Source organism: Oryzicola mucosus (genome assembly GCF_014534685.1).
In the GTDB taxonomy this organism is placed as follows: Bacteria; Pseudomonadota; Alphaproteobacteria; order Rhizobiales; family Rhizobiaceae; genus Oryzicola; species Oryzicola mucosus.
In genome coordinates, this window is sequence record NZ_JACVVX010000005.1 from 148671 (window position 1) to 170188 (window position 21518).

Consider the following 21518-nt stretch of genomic DNA (forward strand, 5'->3'; position numbering starts at 1 on the left):
GCGGCGCGGGCAGGGTGCAAGCTCGATGAACGGCCTATGTCAATTTGTCTCCATCGCACGCCTTTCTTTTTCGACGGGGCGCACCTATGGTCCGCGCCGGAGGCCTGTCCGTGTCGAAATCCCTCATGAAATCCCGCCTATGGGTCGCGATCTTCGCGGCATGCGCGATTCTTGTGCAGGCTTTGGTCGCGGTGCCGGCAGCGGCGTCGATGGCCGCTTCTCCAACGCTCGACGCGTTCGGCAACGCGCTGTGCCTGCCAAGCGCTGCGATGGACAAGAGCACGCCGTCCAGCGACCATAAGACGCTTCCGGACTGCTGCACCTTCGGCTGCATGGCGGCTGCATTTGTTCTGGCGTCGCCGGAAGACGGCGGGGCCTGGCTGCGACGCCCGCTGGACCGCGTCGAAGAGCCGGTCGCGATGTCGAGGGCGCCGCTTGTCTCGGCTCCCGAGCACGATCCCGGACGGCCGCGCGCGCCTCCCGCGGTGGGTTGAAGACGTCCGGCGGCCAGACCGCCGAAGCTTTCAATTCACACCCGCCGACTGTGCGCGGGTCCCTATCGCTTATGGAGCATATCTATGCTGTCTTCTTTTCGCCGGGCTGCGCGCCCGTCCGCATCCGCCACGTTCCTTCATCGCTTCCGGTCCCTCGAGGAGCGCATCGGCGTCGTCGGTTTCACCCTGATGCTCGTGGTGGCCATGGCCCAGCCGCTGTGGGCGCATGGGTTCAAGATCGGGTCGCTGGAAATCGCCCATCCCTGGTCGCGCGCGACGCCGGCCGGCGCCAAGGTGGCCACCGGCTATCTGGTCATCAAAAACCACGGAACCGAGGCGGATCGTCTCGTCTCCGCGACCGGCGAGATCGCCGGCAAGACCGAAATCCACGAAATGGCTGTCGACGCCAATGGCGTGATGACCATGCGGCCGCTTTCGGCGGGGCTGGAGATTCCCGCCGGCGGCCAGGCTGAGCTCAAGCCGGGCTCGTTCCACATGATGTTCATGGACCTGAAGCGTCCGGCCGAGGAAGGCGTCAAGTTCAAGGGCACGCTGACCTTCGAGAAAGCCGGCACCGTCGATGTCGAATTCGCCGTCGACGCGATGGGGGGTGCCGCGGACGATCATTCCGGACATGGCGGCTAAAACGGGCCTGTGATGGGCCTTTGAGTCGCGACGATGCCGGGTGGGCGGAAGGCACGCCCGGCATCGTCTGCGCGGACGGTGGGTCTTAAAAGCGCACTTTGCGGCCGCTTCATCGTCCTGCCTCTGGAAAACGCCGTCAGGGCTTGGCACAGTCTCCAAAACAGGAGATGCCGATGCCCGACCGCAGCAACAGCCCAAAACCCTGGACCGAGATGGCGACGACGCTGGTCGACGTTGCCACCGGCCGCAAGAAGGCCGATCTGGTAGTGCGCAACGGCCGCTGGGTGAATGTGCATTCCGGCGAGATCATCGACGGTACCGATCTGGCCGTCATAGGCGGACGCTTCGCCTATTGCGGCCCGGACGCCAGCCACGCCATCGGCCAGGACACGCAAGTGATCGACGCCGGCGGGCGCTATCTGGTGCCGGGCCTGTGCGACGGCCACATGCATGTCGAAAGCGGAATGGTCACCGTCACCGAATTTTCCCGCGCGGTGATCCCGCATGGCACGACCTCGATGTTCATCGACCCGCATGAGATCGCCAATGTGCTCGGCCTGCCCGGCGTGCGGCTGATGCATGACGAGGCGCTGGCGATGCCGATCAACGTGCATGTGCAGATGCCGTCCTGCGTGCCGTCAGCACCCGGGCTGGAGAATGCCGGCGCGGTGCTGACGGTCGAAGACGTCGCCGAAGCGATGACCTGGCCCAACATCATCGGACTGGGCGAGGTGATGAATTTTCCCGGCGTCGCCAACAACGATCCGACCATGTCCGGCGAAATCGCCGCGACGGTGCGGGCCGGCAAGACGGTGGGCGGACATTATGCCTCGCGCGATCTCGGCCTGCCGTTCCACGGCTATGTCGCCGGCGGCCCGGAGGACGATCACGAAGGCACCTGCGTGGAGGACGCGATTGCCCGCGTCCGCCAGGGCATGAAGGCAATGCTGAGACTGGGCTCGGCCTGGTACGACGTCGCCACCCAGATCAAGGCGGTGACCGAAAGCGGGCTCGATCCGCGCAACTTCATCCTCTGCACCGACGACAGCCATTCCGGAACGCTGGTGCAGCAGGGCCATATGGACCGCGTGGTGCGCCACGCCATCCAGCAGGGGCTGAAGCCGGTGACGGCGATCCAGATGGCAACGATCAACACCGCCCAGCATTTCCGGCTGGAGCGCGAGATCGGCTCCATCGCGCCCGGCCGGCGGGCGGACTTCCTGATCGTTTCAGACCTGGCGGGGATGACGGTCGATGAGGTCTATGCGCGCGGGGTGAAGCTCGCGGAGCAGGGCAGGCTGGTGGCCGACATTCCGGCTTATGCCTATCCCGACAGCGCCAAGAACACGGTCAAGCTGGGCAAGCACTTGTCGGCGGAGGATTTCGACATCGCGGCCCCTAAGGGCAAGAACGAGATGCGCGTGCGCGTCATCGGCGTCATCGAGAACCAGGCGCCGACGCGGGCGCTGGAAGCCGACCTGCCGGTCGAGAACGGGCTGGTGGCGATGGACCGCAAGGGCGACGTCTGCCAGATCGCGCTGGTCGAGCGGCATCGCGGCACCGGCGGGGTGACCAACGCCTTCGTCTCGGGCTTCGGCTATCTCAAGGACTGCGCCATGGCCTCGACCGTGGCGCATGACAGCCACCACATGATCGTGGTCGGCACCAACAAATCAGACATGGCGCTGGCGGCAAACCGGCTGGGCGAGGTGGGCGGCGGCGTGGTGCTGTTTTCGGAGGGCAAGGAACTGGCGCTGGTGGAAATGCCGATCGCCGGGCTGATGTCGGACGAGCGCGCCGAGATCGTGGCGGAAAAGGCGGAGAAACTGACCAAGGCGATGAGCGACATGGGCTGCACTCTGAACAACGCCTATATGCAGCACTCGCTGCTGGCGCTGGTGGTCATCCCAGAACTGCGGATTTCCGATGTCGGACTGGTCGATGTGCGGACGTTTGAGAAGGTCGATCTGTTCGTGTGAGGGGGTGCGCTGCCTGCCTTCTCCCTGTGCAGGAGAAGGGAAAGGCGCGGGCGGTAAGAAGCTACTGCAGCAGCTTGATCCGGTCGGTGATGTCACGGTCGGTGGCGAAGCCATCGTCCTCGCGCAGCCGCTGGCCGAGCAAGCGGATCAGCGCGGGATTGTCGGCGAATTTGTTGTGGTTGAACGGATCGCTGCCGGTTTCCGTCGACAGATCGATCACCTGCACGCCGTAGCGGGCAAGGTCGGCGGCATCGCGATAGCCGCCCAGGCGAGGCCCTGCGCCGGCCAGGAGACCGGACAGCTTCAAGGCGCGGTCGTCGGCCGACAAGAGCAGCACGAAAGGCTTGGTCGGCTTGCCGTAGCGGCGCATCTGGCTCTTGAACACGTCGACATCGATGTCGGGCGAGGCGAGCACGACGTCGCCGAGCTTGCCGCCGAGGTCGCGGTCGCCAGTGATGGCGAGCTGGCGCAGCGTCTCCATCGTCACCCAGGTTCCCATTGAATGGGCGATGATGTCGATGCGCCGCGCCCCGGACTGGGCGAGCATGCGCAGCGTCACTTCGAGCTGGTCGCGCGCCACGCTGGCGCTTTCGCGGTCGTAGACATAGCCGCTGGTGGTGCCGCCCGATGCCCAGGAAAACAGCACCGGCGTGCCGGTATAGCCGGAATCGTGTACCACCTGCGTGACGCGGTAAACGGCGCTATCGAAGCCGGTGTTGTAGCCATGCACGAAGACCATGACGCGTTCGCCACGGGCGGCGATGTCAGCGTTGATGGCCTGCATGAATTTCGGCTGGGTGTCGTAGGCCGTCACATTGGTGGCGGTGAAGAACTTGGCCTGATCGGCCGAATCGCGCCGGCCACGCTGCTCGATCTGTCCGCTTTTGTGCACCAGAGGCACCGTGACGTTGGCCATGGCGTAGTTGAGCGTCGCAGAGCGATCGCCCGCAAACACCTGCTTCTGGTCCTCAGCCGCGCCGCGCGTGGTGGTGATGAAGATGGCGTGAGCGCCGGCGATCTGGGTGACCGGTGCGGCGACGACGGCGCTTGTCAGCAATTCCTGGGCCGGCTGATTGATGCAACCTGCGAGAAACAAGGACAGAAGGGCAACTGCATATTTGGGCGAGGGCACGGCAAATCTTCCGGTAGGCGATACGGATACAAACTGTCGGGACACCCTTCCCCATAGGGTGAAGGTGGCAGAAGTAAGTCTTTGCCACCGCATTTGCTGCGCTGCGGCATCAAGCTTTGGTCAGTGTTGCGCGAATGCAGCATGCTCTCATGCGCAATTGCAATTGTGCCGAAACCGGCTCGTATCTCCGTGAAAAACCGCCTTATCGAACCCAGAAGGCAGGCGTGAAAATCACCAGAACGGCGAGGATTTCCAGGCGGCCGAGCAGCATGGCGGCGGTACAAATCCACTTTGCCGCGTTGGGCAGCGAGGAAAAATTGCCGGCTGGGCCGATGATCGGGCCGAGACCGGGGCCGACATTGGTGAGCGAGGTGAGGGCGCCGCTGAGGGCGGTGATGAAATCAAGCCCGGTGGCGCCGAGAAGCATTGCCGTGATCGCCCAGAGCACCAGAAATGCGGCGATGAACAGGATGACGGCGCGCTGCATGTCGTCGCCGATGGTGCGGTCGCCATAGCGTACGGGGGTGACGGTGTTCGGGTAGATCAGCCGGCGCAGGCCGTTTGCCAGGAGCTCGAACAGGATGAGGAAGCGATAGGCCTTGATACCGCCGGTCGTCGACCCCGAACAGCCGCCCAGAAAGGTCGCGACGAAGAAGCAGACCACCGCGAATGGCCCCCACAGCGAATAGTCGTCACTGGCGAAGCCCGACGTGGTGATGATGGAGATGAGATTAAAGGCCGAATGCGTCACCGCCTGCAAGAAGGGCGTACCGTTCGCTACGGTGAGGTAGATCGCGATTACCAGCGAGAAGACGAGGCAATAGCCGCCATAGACCCTGATCTGCGGATCGCGTAGCGCATCGACATGGCCGCGCAGGACGAACAGGATCATGATGGAGAACGGCAGGCCGCCGATCAGCATGAAGACGATGCCGGTCCAGAGGATTGCCATGTTGTCGGCATAGTAGCCGAAGGAGGAATCATGGGTGGAGAAGCCGCCCGTCGCCACCGTGGACATGGCGTGGTTGACGGCGTCGAAGCCGTTCATACCGGCCATTGCGTAGCAAAGCGCGCAGGTGAAAACGAGCGTGGAATAGATGCCGATCAAGCTGAGCGTGAATATCTGGAAGCGCTCGAAGGGCCGGTCTTCGATGTCCGAGGATTCGATCTTGAAATAAGAGACGCCGCCGATGTTGAGGAACGGCAGCAGGAACAGGCCGAGCGCGATGACGCCCAGACCGCCCATGAAGGACAGGAGCGAGCGCCACATCAGGATGCCGGGAGGAGCCTGGTCGAGCCCGCTGATGACGGTGGAGCCGGTGGTGGTGATGCCCGAGACCGATTCGAACACCGCATCGGTCAGGCTGAGATCGAGTGAGGAGATCATGAACGGCACGGCGCCGGCGACCGCCAGCGTCATCCACAGCATGTTGACCAGCAGGAAGCCGAAGCGGGTGCTGACGGGGGGCGGGCGCCCTTGCGTGGCAAGCGCTACGGCCAGCGCGAGCCCGCCCATCAGCACGGCGGAAAAGGCGAAGGCCTGCCAGTCGTCATTGTCGTAAAACAGGTCGACCGCCGCCGGGATGAGCATGGCCACCGACAGGTAGATCGCAAAGATTGCAGCGACGTGGATTGCGGCGCGGACGGTCAGCCTGTTCACAATCACCCCAGAAGTTCGCGACATCAGCCAAATGCCGAAGAAATGGCGCATTGCCGACGGGCGGCGGTGGCTTCCCGCTGCCCGATATGCAATAGCGCAGCGAAGTTCTTTCGCAAACCCCGCGCGACCGTTCACACACGGCGTTTTTCGGGTGGTAGCCACAACGGATGCCGGCCGCTTTGTCCATGCCGGCAACATTTGGAGCGCACCGATGACAGGTTTCACCGACAGGGTTCACGACGCCGCCGATGCGGTACGCGGCCTGTTTCCGCCTACGCCGCTGCAGCAGAACGATTACCTCTCGCGCAAGACCGGCGCGAAAATCCTGCTCAAGCGCGAGGATCTGACACCGGTGCGATCCTACAAGATCCGCGGCGCGTTCAACTTCTTCCGCAAGAGCATCTCCAGCGGCGAAAAGGCCGACCTGTTCGTCTGCGCGTCCGCCGGCAACCACGCCCAGGGTTTCGCCTTCGTCTGCCGCACCTTCGGCAAGAAGGGCGTGGTCTTCATGCCGGTGACGACGCCACAGCAGAAGATCGACAAGACGCGCCTGTTCGGCGGCGAGTTCGTCGAGATCAAGCTGTTCGGCGACTTTTTCGACGAATGCTATCGCGCTTCCATCGAGTTCGCCGAAAGCTCTGGCGGGCACATGGTGCCGCCTTTCGACCACAAGGACATCATCGAGGGGCAGGCGACCGTGGCCGCCGAAATCCTCGAGCAGATGCCGGACGGCAAGACGCCCGACATGGTGATCCTGCCGGTCGGCGGCGGCGGCCTTTCGGCGGGCGTCACGCGCTATTTCGCCGACATGGAGCGGCAATCCCGCTTCGTCTTCTGCGAACCCGTCGGGGGACCGAGCCTGAAGGAGAGCCTGCTTGCCGGCAAGCGGGTAAAACTACCCAAGGTGGACAATTTCGTCGATGGCGCGGCTGTGGCCGAGATCGGCCGCGAGCCGTTCCGGCATCTCAAGGATTTTCCCGCCGATTCGGTGCGGCTGATCCCTGAAAACCGCCTCTGCGCCACGATGATCGAGATGCTCAATGTCGAGGGCGTGGTGCTGGAACCCGCCGGCGGACTGGCGATCGATGCGCTGAAGGATTTTCCGCGCAAGGAGATCAAGGGCAAGACCATCGTGCTGGTCGTATCGGGCGGCAATTTCGATTTCGAACGCCTGCCGGATGTGAAGGAGCGCGCGCTGCGCTTCGAGGGGCTGAAGAAGTATTTCGTCATCCGCCTGCCGCAGCGGCCCGGCGCGCTGCGCGACTTTCTCGAACTGTTCGGACCCGACGACGACATCGCACGCTTCGAATATCTCAAGAAGTCGGCGCGCAATTTCGGCTCGGTGCTGATCGGCATCGAAACCAAGGAGCGCCGCAACTTCGACCTGCTGCGGGCCAAGTTCGATGTAGAGGGCGTCCAGTATCAGGATATTACCGACAACGAGACGATTGCCGGGCTGGTGATCTAGGGTGGCGACCCCAAACTACACCGCGTCGCCATAGAGATCGTAGGCGTCGGCGCGGCCGACCTTGACGGTGACGATGTCGCCGACGCGCAGCGGACGCCGCGACTGGATATGGACGTTGCCGTCGATCTCGGGCGCGTCATATTTGGTGCGGCCCTTGGCGGACAGGCCATTCGCCTCGTCGATGATGACGGGAAGGCGCTTGCCGACCTTCTTCTGCAGGATCCCGGCCGAAACCTTCTGCTGGCGCTGCATGAAGCGGTGCCAGCGCGATTCCTTGACCTCCTGCGGCACTTCGGGCAGGCCGAGCGCGTTGGAACGCGCGCCCTGCACCGGCTCGTATTTGAAGCAGCCGGCGCGCTCGATTTTGGCTTCGTCCAGCCAGTCGAGCAGCATCTCGAAATCCTCGTCCGTCTCGCCGGGGAAGCCGACGATGAAGGTCGAGCGGATGGCGAGATCCGGGCAGATGGCGCGCCAGGAATGGATGCGTTCCAGCGCTTTTTCGCCATGGGCGGGACGGCGCATGTTCCTCAGCACCGCGGGCGAGGCATGCTGGAAGGGGATGTCGAGATAGGGCAGTATCTTGCCGTCTGCCATCAGCGGAATGACGTCGGCGACATGCGGGTAGGGGTAGACATAGTGCATGCGCACCCACATGCCCAACTCGCCAAGCTCGCGCGACAGGTCGAAGAACTTGGCGCGGACCTCGCGGTCCTTCCACAGGCTCGGCTGGTACTTGATGTCGATGCCGTAGGCACTGGTGTCCTGCGAGATGACCAGCAGTTCCTTGACGCCGGCATTGGCGAGCTTTTCAGCCTCGCGCAACACGTCCGCCGCCGGACGCGAGACCAGGTCGCCGCGCAGATCGGGGATGATGCAGAAGGTGCAGCGGTTGTTGCAACCCTCTGAAATCTTGAGATAGGCGTAGTGACGCGGCGTCAGCTTCACGCCCTGGGGCGGGATCAGGTCGATATAGGGTTCGTGGGCGGCTGGCACCGCCTCGTGCACGGCTGCCATGACGCTTTCATAGGCCTGGGGGCCGGTGATGGCGAGCACGTTGGGGTGCTTTTCACGGATCAGCTCGGGCGTGGCGCCCATGCAGCCGGTGACGATGACCTTGCCGTTTTCCGACATGGCCTGGCCGATGGCGTTCAGCGATTCGTCGCGGGCGGAATCGAGGAAGCCGCAGGTGTTGACCACGACGAGATCGGCGCCGTCGTGCTTGCGGGCGATTTCATAGCCTTCGGCGCGCAGGCGCGTGATGATGCGCTCGGAATCGACCAGTGCCTTGGGGCAGCCAAGGCTGACGAAGCTGACGCGGGGTGCGGCTGAAGACATCGGTTTATCCAATAAGCAAGGGCCGGAAACCTAAGCTGCCGGCCCGAAATTCGCTGTGTCTGAGTGCGCCTGAGCGCCGAGTTGGGCGGGCTTTAGCACATTTCGGATTTCAGGCAAACACGGCCCGTCCTCAAAATGAAAGGGGCGCCGCAGCGCCCCGATCCGCAAACTCAGTGAGCCGGGCCATGCGCCCCGAAGCCCCATTGGGCGAAGACGCCGAACTGATCCGGCCATTGCTGCACGGCACCGTCGAGCATCATCTTGACGGCGACGTAGAGGATGATGACGAGGCCGATATAGGCGATCCAGCGATATTTGTGCAGCAGGTTGGCGACGAAGGAGGCCGCGAAGCCCATCAGCGCGATCGACAGCGCAAGGCCGATGATCAGCACCGTGGGGTGGCCTTTCGCGGCACCCGCGACAGCCAGCACGTTGTCGAGCGACATGGAGACGTCGGCGATGACGATCTGCCAGGCGGCCTGGGCGAAGGTCTTGCGCGGCGCCTTGGCAGCGACCTGGCCATCGGCATTGAGATCGGAATCCGCGAGCGCTTCGGTGCCTTCATGCTCGTCGTCGTGGCTGACGCTCAACTCGCGCCACATCTTCCAGCACACCCAGAGCAGAAGCAGACCGCCGGCAACCAGCAGCATCGGCCCGAGCTGCAGCAGCCACTGCGTGATCAGCGCGAAGCCGATGCGCAGCACGGTGGCGGCGATGATGCCGATCAGGATGGCTTTCTTGCGCAGATCGGCGGGAAGTCCCGCGGCCGCCATGCCGATGACGATGGCGTTGTCGCCGGCGAGCACCAGATCGATGGCCATGACCTGGAGAAGTGCGATGAAACCCGAATATGTGAAGATTTCCATATCTGCCGTCTTTCCCCTGTGCCGGTGCGAAATCGAAGCTTTGAGCGGCTAATACCGCATCCTCAAGCCCGGTCAACCGCTGTTCGGCTGTGATCCGCAAGTTTGGGCGGGAAGGGGGCGGGGATGGAGCCAGGACGCGCGCTGCGTGTGGCGCGCAAGAGGCAAGCTATGTCTGCGCGAAGGCTCACAAGATCGGAGGGTGGCGAGAGCGAATGGCTGAAAGGGGGGTGGGACTGGCGGGTTTGCGGCGGCAGAAGTGACAAAGCGGCCATTCAAGCGATCACAGCACTTCGCCGCAACGTGCCTAGTCACGGACGTTCAGGCAGACCTTTGTCTTTGCCCAGAAGCAGACATTGCCGTGAAGCTTAGCGAAGGGCCTGCTGTGTGACAGCATTTCGGCTGTTTCAATGAAGCTCGGATGATAGCCCTGCTCCTCGCGAGGCAGATAACGTTGAAGACTATCGCCACTGCCCTGACGGCACCTCCGAGAACACGCTTTTCAAATCTTCTTTCAGCATACTCATCGCGCCTGATACGACCGCACTTTCATCGGGCAGTTTGCCGAAGGTCTGGTCTCTGCCCTGTAGATCCGGAACAATGCTACCGCCCCACGTAATGACGCGGCCATTGAAGTAGCGCCCAAACTGCTTGAGGAGTTCGTCGGTCCGCTGCACGTACCGCTCAATGGCTTCATCGCTGTTATGATTAGGACGCTCGTCACTGAACGTGACATCCGCTCCTGCCTCGTCAAAGGTTCTTACTGGCCAGCGCAGTGTGTTGAGCACGACACTCTCGTAGCCCTGTGAACTGTGGAGCTTAGCAACGATTTCCATCCGTAGGGGCATAATGCAAAGTGTAGGCAGATGTTGTCGAATCGCCGGAATGGAGTGAGTCACGACTTCTTCATAGGCGATCTGCCGTCGGCGGTAGTACGCGTCCAGCGTTTGACCAAAGCGCTTTTGGTCGTCCGGATCACGGAGATTTAGTTTATCGAGGCTGTCCCACCACTGCTCGATTTTGGTGACGCCTTGGCTTCGTAGCCAACGCAGATCGGCGAGGAGTTCATCAATGGTAAAGGTTTGACCTTTTTGAAGGCTGCTCCCCGTCACCAGCTTGCCGGCTTCCGGCTCCAGAACCTTGATCGCTTGGTCGAACTGAATAGGATCGATCGAGAAACCATACCGACGGACGAGATGGCGAAGGCGACCGTAAGAGCGCTCCTCCAACCATACGGTACCGCCAATCAAGTTCCGCTTGTCGATGAGTTCATCGACCGCATTTCTAACACGCTCTACGCCCAGCAACCGCCCAACCTCCGGACCGAAGCCCATTCGACGAAGGGCGTGACCGTATATCCGCGGCGCACGCTCCCAGTTAACAGCGTCTACAGTCTTTGCCGCGTCTGCGGCGCCTTTCGCATCGAAGAAGGCATAGCCAATATCGTCTGGACCGAGGGTCGCGACCACCCCAAGCGTCTCGACCGGCTGCCCTGCGATCAACTCCCGTAAGCGCGGAGCGATCGGTCCGAGATGTGATGCAATCAAGTTTTCTGTTGTACTTTGAATATCGCGAGCCATCCGAAGGCCGTCGGCCGTCGGGATTTCGCCGGTGAACGGTCGATCAAAGCCTGCGAACCGTAGGCTCTGAATCGCGAGGTGAAGATTCTGCCGCGCGATTGCCTGCCACGCCGCACCACGAGCGTCTGGACTCGGCGCGTTGGACACGAGAAGGAGCGCGAACTGCGACGAGGGATCGAACGACAGTTCATCCAACCGTGCTTGATCAACTGACGGGCCGTTGCTCCAGAACTGCACGGCGCGCAGATGGTCCGCCAGCGCCTCGTGAGGAAGTTCAACATTTGTGCCCCGGATACTTATTGCCTCCTGTTCGACAAGCCTACGGAGCGTGCCACCCGGATCGGGGCGTCCCATCGCGAACTCGTGAGCCCGCGAAATGTCCAGCGGGCCTCCGACAGTTGCGGCCGCAATCTCTCCGAGCAACTTGCGATCAAACGCTCGGTCGACGGGATCGGAGTCGGCGAGGATCTGCTTCAGCCAACCTTCAAAAAGCGCCGACAGGTCGGTCGGGTAAGAGCGAACGGTCGTGTAGTGCATAAGTACCAGATCAGCGACCAAGGGAACTTCGGCGAGCCGAATGATGTGCCTCGGGGCGCCGGAAAATACGTGCTGGACGCCCTCCGATATTCGCGAGCGCAGTCTTGCCAGATTATGCAGTTCGTCTAGGCTATATGGTGTCAGGGTCAGCAAAGGCAGGCCCAGCGAAGCTGGAGCTACGCCGGAGCGGGACATCACGTAAACACGTATTTTGGGATAGCCGTCCAGCAAGGCGCGCAGCTGCGCCTCCAGCCAAGACCGCATAGATTGCTTGATCCGCTCGAAACCGTCCACGATCACGAGCAGCCCTTCGCTACGGGCTATCTCCCGAAGCCTCGCTTCACTGAACCCCGCCTTATAGGGCTCAATACGATTGGTGAGAAACGCTTCGAGTAGCTGTTTAGACTGCACAAGGTCTGGCGCAAACACGTCGATCGGCAGTTGCTGCGTTGAATCTGTCCAACGACGTTCGATTGCCTCGCACAGGAGCGAGCAGGCAAGCACGGTCTTTCCGTATCCGGAGAAGGCCGTGACGATCGCCCCGCGCCCACCGAGATCGAGTAGCCCCAAGCTGCCGTGTTCGCGCTGGGTGTTCTCGTTGCTCAATCTGCGTTCGATAGCTTTCGTAGCAAGCTGTGACGCCCGCTCGTGTACCGCGCGTTCATAGTCCCCAAGATCGCGGAGCAGAATATCGAACTGCTTTTGCCCAAGTTGCCGGCAATGGCTGCGCAGCGCTTCAGGCGACAGAAGCGCTTCAAGCGTTCCACGATGCTGGGCGAGGTCGGCAACGACGCAGGAGAAAATGCGTTCGCTTTCACTTGTCTGCTGAAGTTGCCATACCTCAAGCTGTTCGCCATTGGTGAGCAAGAGCACCGGTGCGCGAAGGTTCTGCGCATAGGACTCGCCCTGCTCCTTACCATCGTCGAGCGGTTCGTTTGGATGCTTGCTTTCAACGACGATCAGTGATGTCGCACGACTGAATGGCTTTTCGGCGTAGACCACGAAGTCGGCCTCAGGCTTACGCCCCGGACGCTGTTTGCGACCTTCTTGGAAGGCTACTGCAACCTTGGAGTCGATATGTAGTGGGTTATGCCCAAGAGCCTCTAGAAGAGGCAGCACGAACCAAATCTCGACCGTCGCCTCATTTGACGCAACACGGTCAGCCACTGTGGACCAGAATTGCTCTGCGGAATTCGACAGAAGAGGCCTCTTGCTTTGACAGTGGATCAAACTAGGACATGAATGAGTAAATAGCAAAGCCGGTGCGGTAAGCTATTCGATCCCCGAAGCCCAAAAGCGGTCGGTCTAGAGCAGCCCACGTTCAAGCGAATCCTAGATGCTTTTCGAATGGCGAGGTTCGAACTGCGGGCAAACCAAGCGCGAACGACCACGTTGGGGCCGGATCCAGACAGGGGCCATCTTCGTGACAAATCGATGATGGCGAACAGTCGGCGTAGTATCAGTATCGTCTGTGCCAACGGCAACCGGCGGCGGCATCGCGTCAGCTAGGGCAGTTGGCTGGACATGGCGGAAGAGGTGGGATTCGAACCCACGGTACGGTCTCCCGCACGCCGGTTTTCAAGACCGGTTCCTTAAACCACTCGGACACTCTTCCATCTAGTTGTTTTCGAAGCGTTTTCTGGTTTCTCGTTGCCGAGAAAACAGCGAATTGCGACGCTCTTTGCAACTATTCCGGCGTTCAACTTGCGCTTATCACTGCTTGCAACGCGACGTCAAGTTTTCGGCGGCATTGGTCCGCATTCCCGGCACCGCATGTGAAAAGAGACCCATGGCGATGCCGGGCGATGCGTGCCCAGGACGCTCGCCCGCACGCGTCGGATTGACCAGCCGCAGCAGCTGCGAGACTTGGGTGTACCTGGCTCGGCCCGCAGCGTGGCGAAAGGCTGCGCGGCAACGGGCGATGGGCAGGGCCGGAAAGGCAATCCGGCAGGGGCGCGCGGCGTCGACGCAGCCGCGAAACGGCAGCGCGGGGCCCAACCATTGATCTCCGGCGTAAAACGCGACATGGTTAGGTCACATTGTTGCCGGTTTCGCGTCATAGTCGCTTAATCGCCTGATAAGCAATTCCTGTGCACAAAGGGTGTGGGGCCCGTACAGGATGTGTTTCGAAAAGCAGGTTCCGCCTGTGTTGTGCGTAGCGGTTTGTGAATGAAATTGTCTGGGGACGAACGATAATGCAGTCTTCGACGCGGTCGCCGCTCGGTCGAGCGGCCAAGCTTGGTATTCTTGCCGTCTGTTCCGCATTGCTGGCGAGTTGTGCCTCGCCGCAGCCCAAGGCCACCGCGAAGAAGCGCTCCAAGGAATATTTCGCCGAATCCGTCTATGGCGTGAAGGCGAGCCCCCGCGTCGCCTATGGCAAGTCGAACCTTCCGCGCGGCGGCGGACGCGACCAGACCGGCAAGCCCTACCAGGTCCGGGGCAAGTGGTATTACCCCAAGGAAGACAAGAAGTACTCGAAGGTCGGCGGCGCCTCCTGGTATGGCGACGCCTTTCACGGCCGCCTGACGGCGAACGGCGAAATCTACGACATGACGCATTTGACCGCCGCGCATCCGACCATGCCGCTGCCGAGCTATGCCCGGGTGACCAATATGAAGAACGGCGCCTCGGTGATCGTCCGCGTCAACGACCGCGGTCCTTATTCCGACGGACGCATCATCGACCTTTCCCACCGTGCAGCCAACATGCTGGACTACGCCCATCACGGCATCACCCAGGTCAAGGTCGACTATGTCGGCCGCGCGCCGCTCGAGGGCAGGGACGACCAGTTCCTGCTGGCGTCGTATCGCCCCGGCAGCGTCGACGGCCGCAAACCCGATCCGTTGTCGGACGGCCTGCCGACCGGCGTGATGATCGCCATGAACGGCCCGACGCCGAGCGCGCCGGTGCGTGCGCCGATACCGGCGGCAGCACCGACGATGGTCGCATCTGCCTCGTTCCCGACAGTTGTGCCGTCGCTGCGGCCGCAGGCGCCGGAGGCGGTGTTGCCTGAGCGGGCTCCTGCCATGGCGATTGCGCCGGCCAACACGCTGGATGGCCAGCTTCAGAATTTGCAGGCCGCGCCGAGCGCCGGCTATGGCGAGATCACGCTGCCCGACATCGGCCCGATCGTGCCGCAGCGCCCGGACTCCGGCGAGACCGTGCAGATGGCGCTGGCCAAGATGTCTTACGCCGACGAGCGCATCCAGAGTGCTGCGCAGGCCTTCGCAGCGCTCGACGGCAATGCGATGTCGTCCGATGACGTCGCCAAATCCTGGAAGCGTCTCAACGGTCAGACCATTGCCGCAAAACCATCGGCGCAGCAGCCCTATGTGGCGGCCGGAACCTTCTCCGACACGGATGAAGCCAAGCGTGTCGCGCGCGAGCTTTCAGCCTATGGCAGGATCGTGACCGATAGAACGACGGAAGGCGACACGCAGTGGACGTCCGTCAGCGTCTATCCCGACGGACGCGAAACCACGGACGGCCTGCTGGAGCGCGCATGGTCGCATGGCGCGCCGGACGCCATTGTCGTACGCGATTGACGGCAGCATTGGTCTGCCGCCTGGGGAGGCAGTTCATATGACGCTCGGAGCCAACCGCTGGAAATTCTGCGCCCTGGCGCTTGTGTCGCTAGCGATGGCGTTTTGCCTGTCCGTCGGTTCGGCTTCGGCGCAGCTCTTCGAGACCAAGGCCGAGCAGGTCTACATGATCGACGCAGAGACGGGCGCGGTGCTGTTCTCCAAGGATGCCGACAAGCCGGTGCCGCCGGCATCGCTCGCCAAGCTGATGACCATGGAGGTCGTGTTCAACGCCATCAAGGCGGGACGCTACGGGCTGGATGACACCTTCGTGGTCAGCGAAAACGCCTGGCGCAAGGGCGGGGCGGGTTCGGGCGGTTCGACCATGTTCGCCAAGGTCAAATCCGCGATCCGGCTGGAAGACCTGATGCAGGGCGTGGTCGTGCAATCGGCGAACGACGCCTGCATCACCATTGCCGAAGGCATGGCGGGCTCGGAAGAGAATTTTGCCCTGCAGATGACCGAACGCGCCCGGCAACTGGGCCTGCAGACCTCCGTGTTCAAGAATTCGACCGGCCTGCCCGCCGAAGGGCAGTTGGTGACGATGAAGGAACTGACCCTGTTGGGGCGGCACATCTGGCAGTCCTATCCGGAATTCTACAGGATCTATTCGCAGCGCGATTTCACCTGGAACAAGATTTTCCAGCGCAACCGCAATCCGCTTCTGGCCATGGATATCGGCGCCGACGGCATGAAGACCGGCTTCACCGAAGACTCCGGCTACGCCATCGTAGGCTCCGTCAGCCGCGACGGCCGCCGCATCTTCGCGGCGATGAGCGGCATGAAGACCGACAAGGAACGGGCCGAGGAGGCGCGCAAGCTGCTCGACTGGGGCATGCGGTCTTTCGAAAAGCGCCAGCTGTTCGAAAGGGGCGAGGTCGTCGGCAAGGCCAGCGTCTACGGCGGCGACAAGCCGGCCATCGACCTGCGCGCGGATTCGCCGGTCTTCGTGTTCTCGCCCATCGTCAATCGCGACCGGATGACGGCGCATGTGATTTATGACGGGCCGCTGAGCGCACCGATCGAGCAGGGGACGCAGGTCGGGCGGCTGGAAGTGCGGATCGGCGACACGGTGAGCCAGGAGCAGCCGCTCTTCGCGGCGGAAAGCGTCGGCGTCGGCTCGCTGCACAGCAGAGCGCTCGATGCCGTCAAGGAGATCGCCGTCGGGTGGCTGCGCTGAGCGATGTTTGCCCAGAGAGCGGCGGTGGACCTTTGTAACGCATCCGCATAAGACGGAACCGACGAACAACGGCAGAGGCTCGGACGGTTGCGGCGCGGCTTTTTCATCACATTCGAGGGCGGAGAGGGGGCGGGCAAGTCCACCCAGATCCAGCGCCTTGCCAAAGCGCTGCAGGACAAGGGACACGACGTCGTCGTGACCCGCGAACCGGGCGGATCGCCTGGCGCGGAAGCGGTGCGGCATGTCATCCTGTCGGGCGCGGCGGAGCCGCTGGGCCCGGAGATGGAAGCGCTCTTGTTCACCGCCGCCCGCTCCGACCATGTCGAGCAGCTGATCCGGCCGGCCGTGGAGCGCGGCGCCATCGTGTTGTGCGACCGGTTTCTCGATTCCTCGCGTGTCTACCAGGGCATCACCGGCAACCTCGATCCGCAATTCATGGCTGGTGTCGAACGGGTCGCGATCAACGGGATGATGCCGGACCTGACCATAATCCTCGATATCGATCCGGCGGTAGGCCTGCGCCGCGCCGCTGCGCGCCGTGGCGCCGATGTGGCCGACCGATTCGAGAAGGAGACGGTCGACATTCACCGCAAACGGCGCGAGGCCTTCCTCGATATCGCCAGCCGCGAAGCAGAACGCTGCATTGTCGTCGACGCCTCGGCGGAGCCGGATGCGGTGGAAACCGCCATTGCCGGCGCGGTGTTCGCCGCCATCGATGCGGCGGAAGAAAGGGCTGTCATCTGATGTTCGAACGCATGGCCCCGGAACAGCACGACACGCTGGACGGCGTGCCCGAGCCGTCGGAAAATCCCAGCCTGCACGGACACCGTGCTGCCGCTTCGATGCTGGCGGCGGCCTATCGCGCGGGAAAGCTGCCGCATGCCGTGATCCTGGCGGGGCCGCAGGGCATCGGCAAAGCCACCTTCGCGTTTCACGTCGCGCAGTATCTGCTCAAGCACCCGGACCCGAACAGCGCGCCCTCCGCGTTTACCGAGATCGATCCGGGTTCCGCGCTGTTTCGCCAGGTGGCGCAAGGCGCGCACCCCGCCGTCCTGCATCTGACCCGTCCGCAGAATGAAAAAACCAAGGGGTTCAAGACCGTCCTGACCGTTGACGAGATCCGCAAGGTGTCGCGGTTTCTGTCGATGACCTCGCATGACGGCGGCTACCGGGTCGTCATCGTCGACCCCGCCGACGACATGAACACCAATGCGGCCAATGCCTTGCTGAAGAATCTGGAAGAACCGCCTTCACGAACGCTGTTCATTCTCATCGTTCATGCGCCCGGCAGCCTGCTGCCGACTATCCGCTCGCGCTGCCAGACGATCCGCATGGCGCCGCTGGGCGAGGCCGACCTCGTGGCGGCGCTCGACGCGGCCGGACAGCCCGCTCCGTACGAAGAGGCCGCGCGCCGGACGCTTCTGGACAAGGCTTCCGGCAGCGCCCGCCACGCAATCCTTCTGACCCAATATGGCGGTATCGAAATCGCCGAGGCGCTTGATGCGCTCGTGGCCGCTCCGGCTATGGATGTCGGCGGCGCGCACCGCTTGGCCGGCGCGGTCAACGGCCGCGATTCGGCTGTGCAGTTCGAGATCTTCAATCGCCGCGCCCTCGACATTCTTTCCAATGCGGCAGGCGCCGCCGCCTCGGCCGGGGAGGGTTCGCGCGCCAGCCGTCTCGCCGAGCTGTGGCAGGACGCAAAGGACCGGACCGCGGAAACCGAGACATACAATCTCGACAAGAAGCAGCACGTGCTGTCGATGATCGGCCGGCTGCATCAGGCGATGCATGGCTGAACGTCTCCGGTGAGGTAGCAATCGCTGCTGCGATGCGCTATCTGACCGCCATACTTCAGTCAAAAGACGGCTCTCATGTCCCGCGAAAAATTCTATATCACCACAGCCATTTCCTATCCGAACGGCAAGCCGCATATCGGCCATGCCTACGAGCTCATCGCCACCGATGCGCTGGCACGTTTCCAGCGGCTCGACGGCAAGGACGTGTTTTTCCTCACCGGCACCGACGAGCACGGCATCAAGATGCTGCAGACGGCGCGCAAGGAAGGCGTTTCGCCGCGCGAGCTGGCTGACAGAAACTCGGCTGAATTCAAGCGGATGGCGGAGGCGCTGAACGCTTCGAACGACGATTTCATCCGCACCACGGAAGAGCGCCACAAGACCAGCAGCCAGGCCATCTGGAAGGCCATGGCCGCCAATGGCGACATCTACAAGGGTGGCTATGCGGGTTGGTATTCGGTTCGCGACGAAGCCTATTACGGCGAGGAAGAGACCGAGGTTCGCCCAGATAATGTGCGTTACGGTCCGCAGGGAACGCCGGTGGAGTGGGTCGAGGAAGAGAGCTACTTCTTCCGCTTGTCCGCCTATGGCGACAAGCTGCTTGCGCTCTACGAAAGCCAGCCGGATTTCGTCGGCCCGAGCGAGCGCCGCAACGAGGTGATGAGCTTCGTCAAATCAGGCCTCAAGGACCTGTCCATCTCGCGCACGACCTTCGACTGGGGCATTCCGGTGCCCGGAGACGAAAAACACGTCATGTATGTTTGGGTCGACGCGCTGACAAACTACATCACCGCTTGCGGCTATCCCGATGAAACTGCTGAACGTTGGTCCTATTGGCCGGCAGACGCGCATATCATCGGCAAGGACATTACGCGCTTTCACGCGGTGTACTGGCCGGCCTTCCTGATGTCTGCCGGCATCCCGCTGCCCAAGCGCGTCTTCAGTCACGGCTTCCTGTTCAACCGCGGGGAGAAGATGTCGAAGTCGGTCGGCAATGTGGTCGATCCCTTCACCATGATCGAACACTATGGGCTCGACCAGGTGCGCTATTTCTTCCTGCGCGAAGTGCCGTTCGGACAGGATGGCAGCTACAGCCACGAGGCTATCGTCAATCGCACCAATGCCGATCTTGCCAACGATCTCGGCAATCTTGCGCAGCGCTCGCTGTCGATGATCGCCAAGAACTGCGGCGGAGTGGTGCCGACACGCGGCGCACTGAGCGAAGCCGATACGGCGATCCTCAACCAGGCAGAAGCGGCTCTGGCGACGGCACGAAAGGCCATGGGCGAACAGGCCCTGCATGTGGCGCTGGCGGCGATCTTCGCCGTGGTCGCCGACGCCAACCGCTATTTCGCCGGTCAGGAGCCCTGGGCGCTGAAAAAGACCGATCCGGCGCGCATGGAAACCGTGCTGTGGACCACCGCGGAGGTGATCCGTCGCGTCGCGCTGTTGTGCCAACCCTTCATTCCGGGATCGGCGGAAAAGCTGCTCGACCTGCTGTCGGTGGATGCATCGGACCGGGATTTCGTCGCGGTTTCCGAGGGCAAGGCTTTGGTTCCGGGCACCGCGTTGCCGGCGCCGCAGGGCGTGTTACCGCGCTATGTCGAACAGGGCACCGCGGAAGGCTGACCGGGCATGCTTGTCGACAGCCATTGCCACCTCGATTTTCCGGATTTCGAGGCTGAACGAGCCGATGTGATCGCGCGTGCGGTGGCAGCCGGCGTGGGCAGGATGGTCACCATTTCCACCCGCGTCCGCCGCTTTCCCGACATCCTCAAGATCGCGGAAAGCTTCGACGAGGTTTACTGCTCAGTCGGTACGCATCCGCACAACGCGCATGAGGAACTCGATATCACCGCCGACCAGCTCGTCGCCCTTGCCGAGCATCCCAAGGTGGTGGCGATCGGCGAGGCGGGACTGGATTATTTCTACGACCACGCCCCCAGGGAGGCGCAGGCGCAAGGCCTGCGCACGCATATCGAGGCGGCCCGGCGCACCGGCCTGCCGCTCGTCATCCATGCCCGCAACGCCGACGACGATATGGCCGATATTCTCGAGGACGAGACAGGGAAGGGGCCCTTCCCGTTCATCCTGCACTGCTTTTCCTCCGGCGCGGAGCTGGCGCGGCGCGGCGTGGCTTTGGGCGGCTACGTCTCGTTTTCGGGCATTCTGACCTTCAAGAACTCATCCGAACTGCGGGGGATCGCAAAGACCGTGCCGACGGATCGTCTGCTGGTCGAGACGGACGCGCCGTATCTGGCGCCGATGCCGCATCGCGGAAAGCGCAACGAGCCGGCTTTCGTGGCCAACACAGCACAGGTTCTGGCCGAGACGATCGGCTTAGGCGCCGACGAGATCGCCAGGATCACGACGGACAATGTTTTCCGGCTGTTTAAGAAGATGCCGCGACCGGCGGATGTCGATGGCTGACCTGCTGCGCTTTACCATCCTCGGCTGCGGCTCTTCGCCGGGCGTGCCGCGCATCACCGGCGATTGGGGCGCCTGCGATCCCGACAATCCGAAGAACCGCCGCATGCGGGCTTCGGTGCTTGTCGAGCGGATCAAGCCGTCGGGCGCCACGACGCGCGTGGTCATCGATACCGGCCCGGATTTTCGCGAGCAGATGCTGATGGCGCGGGTTCCGCTGCTCGACGCGGTGATCTACACGCATCCGCATGCCGACCACATCCATGGTATCGACGATCTGCGCGGCTATGTGCTCGAACAGCGTCGGCTGCTGGACATATACGCGGATGCCGCCACGCTGACGCGGCTGCGCGAAGGCTTCGGCTATTGCTTCGAGACGCCGGAAGGAAGCTCCTATCCGCCGATTCTGCGCGCGCATCTGATCGATCATCAAAAGCCGGTTGTGATCGAAGGCGAGGGCGGTCCCCTGGCCTTTCAGCCGCTGCCCCAGGTGCATGGCGAGACCCTTTCGCTCGGCTTCCGCATCGGCGACCTCGCCTATTGCTCGGATGTCTCTGACTTTCCCGAGGCTACGGCGGCACGGTTGACCGGCCTGACGGTGTTGATCGTCGACGCGCTGCAATACCGCACCCACATCAGCCATTTCTCGCTGGCCGAGGCGCTGGAATGGATCGAACGGCTGAAGCCCCGGCGCGCTTTGCTCACCCACATGCATGTCCCACTCGACTACGAGACGGTGCTGCGCGAGACGCCGGCCCATGTCGAACCGGCCTATGACGGAATGGTGCTGGAAATGGCTATCAACTGACTTCGACTTGCGAATTCAAATCATTGATATCGT

At 62.6% G+C, this 21518-nt stretch carries 16 protein-coding genes and 1 tRNA gene; 11 read left to right on the forward strand and 6 right to left on the reverse strand.

Annotation, left to right across the window (positions count from 1 at the left end; all coding sequences use genetic code 11):
• The first annotated feature begins 110 nt into the window (after positions 1–110).
• From ICI42_RS16575 to ade, 3 genes are all read left to right on the forward strand, one after another.
• Positions 111–494, forward strand: a complete 384-nt coding sequence (locus ICI42_RS16575; RefSeq protein WP_188165705.1) for a hypothetical protein — start codon at positions 111–113, stop codon at positions 492–494.
• Positions 495–578: 84 nt separating this feature from the next.
• Positions 579–1139: a copper chaperone PCu(A)C gene (locus ICI42_RS16580; protein ID WP_188165706.1), complete on the forward strand. Its 561-nt coding sequence runs from the start codon at positions 579–581 to the stop codon at positions 1137–1139.
• 173 nt (positions 1140–1312) lie between these two features.
• The gene (gene ade, locus ICI42_RS16585) at positions 1313–3118 is read left to right on the forward strand and encodes an adenine deaminase (RefSeq protein ID WP_230980409.1); all 1806 of its coding nucleotides are present in this window, start codon (positions 1313–1315) and stop codon (positions 3116–3118) included.
• A 61-nt stretch (positions 3119–3179) separates the two neighbouring features.
• Here the strand turns inward: ade and ICI42_RS16590 are convergent, their stop codons facing one another.
• Positions 3180–4250 carry an alpha/beta hydrolase gene (locus ICI42_RS16590; protein ID WP_330999189.1) on the reverse strand — a complete coding sequence of 357 codons (1071 nt, stop codon included), beginning with the start codon at positions 4248–4250 and terminating at the stop codon, positions 3180–3182.
• A 202-nt stretch (positions 4251–4452) separates the two neighbouring features.
• The gene (locus ICI42_RS16595; protein WP_230980410.1) at positions 4453–5934 is read right to left on the reverse strand and encodes a TrkH family potassium uptake protein; all 1482 of its coding nucleotides are present in this window, start codon (positions 5932–5934) and stop codon (positions 4453–4455) included.
• Positions 5935–6121: 187 nt separating this feature from the next.
• Between ICI42_RS16595 and ilvA the strand changes: the two genes are divergently transcribed.
• On the forward strand, positions 6122–7378 hold the full coding sequence (gene ilvA / locus ICI42_RS16600; RefSeq protein WP_188165709.1) for a threonine ammonia-lyase IlvA: 1257 nt from the start codon (positions 6122–6124) through the stop codon (positions 7376–7378).
• 15 nt (positions 7379–7393) lie between these two features.
• Here ilvA and rimO read toward each other — a convergent pair whose 3' ends face one another.
• The 4 genes from rimO to ICI42_RS16620 all read right to left on the reverse strand — a co-directional run bounded on the left by rimO (position 7394) and on the right by ICI42_RS16620 (position 13308).
• Positions 7394–8713 (reverse strand): 30S ribosomal protein S12 methylthiotransferase RimO, encoded by a 1320-nt coding sequence (rimO, locus tag ICI42_RS16605; protein WP_188165710.1) that lies wholly within the window; start codon positions 8711–8713, stop codon positions 7394–7396.
• Positions 8714–8883: 170 nt separating this feature from the next.
• Positions 8884–9579: a TerC family protein gene (locus ICI42_RS16610; RefSeq protein WP_188165711.1), complete on the reverse strand. Its 696-nt coding sequence runs from the start codon at positions 9577–9579 to the stop codon at positions 8884–8886.
• 458 nt (positions 9580–10037) lie between these two features.
• Positions 10038–12860 carry a type I restriction enzyme HsdR N-terminal domain-containing protein gene (locus tag ICI42_RS16615; RefSeq protein WP_188165712.1) on the reverse strand — a complete coding sequence of 941 codons (2823 nt, stop codon included), beginning with the start codon at positions 12858–12860 and terminating at the stop codon, positions 10038–10040.
• 358 nt (positions 12861–13218) lie between these two features.
• A tRNA-Ser gene (locus tag ICI42_RS16620) sits at positions 13219–13308 on the reverse strand.
• A gap of 580 nt (positions 13309–13888) precedes the next feature.
• On the opposite strand from ICI42_RS16620, the gene ICI42_RS16625 reads away from it, so the two are divergent.
• The 7 genes from ICI42_RS16625 to ICI42_RS16655 all read left to right on the forward strand — a co-directional run bounded on the left by ICI42_RS16625 (position 13889) and on the right by ICI42_RS16655 (position 21485).
• On the forward strand, positions 13889–15238 hold the full coding sequence (locus tag ICI42_RS16625) for a septal ring lytic transglycosylase RlpA family protein (RefSeq protein WP_188165713.1): 1350 nt from the start codon (positions 13889–13891) through the stop codon (positions 15236–15238).
• Positions 15239–15332: 94 nt separating this feature from the next.
• The gene (locus tag ICI42_RS16630; RefSeq protein WP_188165922.1) at positions 15333–16454 is read left to right on the forward strand and encodes a D-alanyl-D-alanine carboxypeptidase family protein; all 1122 of its coding nucleotides are present in this window, start codon (positions 15333–15335) and stop codon (positions 16452–16454) included.
• An 87-nt stretch (positions 16455–16541) separates the two neighbouring features.
• Positions 16542–17198, forward strand: coding sequence for a dTMP kinase (gene tmk, locus ICI42_RS16635; protein WP_188165714.1), 657 nt, complete (start codon positions 16542–16544; stop codon positions 17196–17198).
• A complete protein-coding gene (locus ICI42_RS16640) occupies positions 17195–18250 on the forward strand; it encodes a DNA polymerase III subunit delta' (RefSeq protein WP_188165923.1) in 1056 nt (351 codons plus the stop codon). Before tmk ends, ICI42_RS16640 begins: the two co-directional genes overlap by 4 nt.
• A gap of 75 nt (positions 18251–18325) precedes the next feature.
• Complete coding sequence (gene metG, locus ICI42_RS16645) at positions 18326–19879, forward strand: methionine--tRNA ligase (protein WP_188165715.1); 1554 nt, start codon at positions 18326–18328, stop codon at positions 19877–19879.
• Between the two features lie 6 nt (positions 19880–19885).
• A complete protein-coding gene (locus tag ICI42_RS16650) occupies positions 19886–20680 on the forward strand; it encodes a TatD family hydrolase (protein ID WP_188165716.1) in 795 nt (264 codons plus the stop codon).
• Positions 20673–21485, forward strand: a complete 813-nt coding sequence (locus ICI42_RS16655; RefSeq protein ID WP_188165717.1) for an MBL fold metallo-hydrolase — start codon at positions 20673–20675, stop codon at positions 21483–21485. The genes ICI42_RS16650 and ICI42_RS16655 overlap by 8 nt, the downstream gene beginning before the upstream one ends.
• Positions 21486–21518 lie beyond the last annotated feature (33 nt).

Bases quoted from the DNA above. Each gene is read 5' to 3' on its own strand.
- ICI42_RS16625 (WP_188165713.1), top strand. From the start codon at position 13,889: ATGCAGTCTTCGACGCGGTCGCCGCTCGGTCGAGCGGCCAAGCTTGGT.
- rimO (WP_188165710.1), bottom strand. From the start codon at position 8,713: ATGTCTTCAGCCGCACCCCGCGTCAGCTTCGTCAGCCTTGGCTGCCCC.
- metG (WP_188165715.1), top strand. From the start codon at position 18,326: ATGTCCCGCGAAAAATTCTATATCACCACAGCCATTTCCTATCCGAAC.
- ICI42_RS16595 (WP_230980410.1), bottom strand. From the start codon at position 5,934: ATGTCGCGAACTTCTGGGGTGATTGTGAACAGGCTGACCGTCCGCGCC.
- ilvA (WP_188165709.1), top strand. From the start codon at position 6,122: ATGACAGGTTTCACCGACAGGGTTCACGACGCCGCCGATGCGGTACGC.
- ICI42_RS16650 (WP_188165716.1), top strand. From the start codon at position 19,886: ATGCTTGTCGACAGCCATTGCCACCTCGATTTTCCGGATTTCGAGGCT.
- ICI42_RS16655 (WP_188165717.1), top strand. From the start codon at position 20,673: ATGGCTGACCTGCTGCGCTTTACCATCCTCGGCTGCGGCTCTTCGCCG.
- ICI42_RS16610 (WP_188165711.1), bottom strand. From the start codon at position 9,579: ATGGAAATCTTCACATATTCGGGTTTCATCGCACTTCTCCAGGTCATG.
- ade (WP_230980409.1), top strand. From the start codon at position 1,313: ATGCCCGACCGCAGCAACAGCCCAAAACCCTGGACCGAGATGGCGACG.
- ICI42_RS16630 (WP_188165922.1), top strand. From the start codon at position 15,333: ATGGCGTTTTGCCTGTCCGTCGGTTCGGCTTCGGCGCAGCTCTTCGAG.
- ICI42_RS16580 (WP_188165706.1), top strand. From the start codon at position 579: ATGCTGTCTTCTTTTCGCCGGGCTGCGCGCCCGTCCGCATCCGCCACG.